This is a genomic window from Kribbella turkmenica (assembly GCF_004348725.1).
Taxonomy (GTDB): Bacteria; Actinomycetota; Actinomycetes; order Propionibacteriales; family Kribbellaceae; genus Kribbella; species Kribbella turkmenica.
In genome coordinates, this window is record NZ_SMKR01000321.1 from 1 (window position 1) to 1,996 (window position 1,996).

Genomic DNA, 1,996 nt, shown 5'->3' on the forward strand with positions numbered 1-1,996 from the left:
GGCCGGCAGCCCGGCCTCGCTCGAGGAGGTACGGCGGGGTGCCGCCGACGGGCTCGCCACCGGCGCGGTCCGGATCACCGGGGAGCTGATGCGGCTTGCTCCGCAGATCGACACCGCCCCGGTGCAGGTCTGGACCAGACTGCACCAGTTGGCGGCGGCCGATCTCGGCCCGGAAGACCAGTTGGGTCATCTGCGGACCAGTCGGGAGCCGATCCCGGACGACATCCCGGGCCTGCCGCCGGCGCCCCCGGCCGACGAGATGTGGGAGCGACTGAGCGTGCTCGCGCAGAACCTCACCCGCCCGACCAAGGCCCCCGGTCTGGTGGTGGCGGCGGTCGTCCACGCCGAGCTCGCCGTCCTGCGCCCGTTCCCGACCGCCAACGGATTGGTCGCCCGGGCTGCCGAACGCTGCCTGTTAGTTGCCCGGGGCATCGACCCGGTCGCGGTCACCGTGCCGGAGGTCGGTCACTATGAGTTGGCGGGGACCTATCCATCCGGCCTCGGCGACTACGCAGCGCGAGGATTGACCGGCGTTCGTGACTGGTTGCTGCGGTCCTGCGAAGTCGTGGCACTCGGTGCCGAACGGTCCCCACTGGCCCACGTCGGCTGACATGCGAACGGCGTTCTCAGATGAGAACGCCGTCGCTGGCACGCCATCCTGGTTACCATGCGTGCACCTGTCTGCCGCCACAGGACTAGGCCTGGGTCGCGCTGCCCGGTTGGGATGGGCTGGTCGCCGCGTGGGTGCCTGGATGCCGTGCAATCTCTACCGGACCCGAAGGTCCTTTGTGCTTCCTTTGTACTCCTGAAAACCCTTCCTGTGAAGGGCTTACGCGACCTTCATGGACTTGAGAACAATGAAGCACTCTTCAGCTTTCCGGGACGACCCGGCGGCCGCGGCCGGTCAGCTGTCGGCCGTCCGGGCGCGCCGGCGAGCGGCCAGGAACAGCGCCCAGGCGGCGAGTCCGCCGACGGCCACGGTGGCCACCGCGGGGCGTCGTACCTCGCGGAAACGGTTGCGCTCGGCCAGGCCGACGGGCTCGGTGAAGTCCAGCACCGGCCAGTTCCGGGCGAGTGCGAGCCGGCGCAACGCCTTGTCCGGATTGACCGCGAACGGGTGACCGACCGCAGCCAGCATCGGCTCGTCGGTGACGGAATCCGAGTAGGCGTAGGATTTCGCCAGGTCGTAGCCCTCGGTCTCGGCCAGCGCCAGGATCGCGGTCGCCTTGTGCGGACCGTAGGCGTAGTCCTCGATCTCACCGGTGTACTTGCCGTCGGCAACAACCATCCGGGTGGCGATCACCCTGTCCGCCCCGAGCATGGCGCCGATCGGCTCGACCACCTCGGCGCCGGACGAGGACACGATCACCACGTCGCGGCCCGCCGCGTGGTGGTGCTCGATCAGCTCGACGGCCTCCTCGTGGATCATCGGGGTGACGATGTGGTGCAAAGTGTCGGCCACGATCGCCTTCACGGTTTCGACGTCCCAGCCGGTACACATCGCGGACAGGTACTCCCGCATCCGTTCCATCTGGTCGTGGTCCGCACCGCCGAGCAGGTAGACGAACTGGGCGTAGGCACTGCGCAGGACGGTCCGGCGGTTGATCAGCCCGCCGGCGTAGAACGGCCGGGAGAACGCCAGAGTGCTGGAACGGGCGATTATGGTCTTGTCCAGATCGAAGAAGGCGGCCGCTCGGGCCGTCCCGGAGGGTGCCATGTGGTCGAGCATAGGCATCGGGGAGAAACGCCGAGGGACCCGGGCTTTTGTGTGGGCCGGTCTCCCGTTAGACTGATCGACAGTGTGACAGTGACACTGGCCGGAAACGCCCGATCGGCGGCTTCGGCGCCCGGAGGACGCCATCTCGGTTGCAACCGAACTAAGATGTGTGAAGGCCGGTCTTGGGGGGTACATTCCCCCTGACAGTGGCAGACTGTCGCCTCCTGATCGGCCCCCGGCTCCTCCCCCCGAGCCCGTGGCCGAAGACGGCCCCCGGTC

2 protein-coding genes are annotated in these 1,996 nt (G+C 68.5%); one reads left to right on the forward strand and one right to left on the reverse strand.

Features of this window, described 5'->3' with window-relative positions; translation table 11 throughout:
• Window positions 1-610 (forward strand): Fic family protein (locus tag E1218_RS35580; protein WP_132327422.1); only part of this gene is annotated, 610 nt, incomplete at its 5' end.
• 294 nt (window positions 611-904) lie between these two features.
• On the opposite strand, the gene E1218_RS35585 is transcribed toward E1218_RS35580, so the two are convergent.
• Window positions 905-1,729 carry an HAD family hydrolase gene (locus E1218_RS35585; RefSeq protein WP_132327423.1) on the reverse strand — a complete coding sequence of 275 codons (825 nt, stop codon included), beginning with the start codon at window positions 1,727-1,729 and terminating at the stop codon, window positions 905-907.
• Window positions 1,730-1,996: the final 267 nt, after the last annotated feature.

Excerpts from the sequence above, each read along its gene's own strand:
- E1218_RS35585 (WP_132327423.1), bottom strand. The coding sequence starts at position 1,729 with ATGCTCGACCACATGGCACCCTCCGGGACGGCCCGAGCGGCCGCCTTC.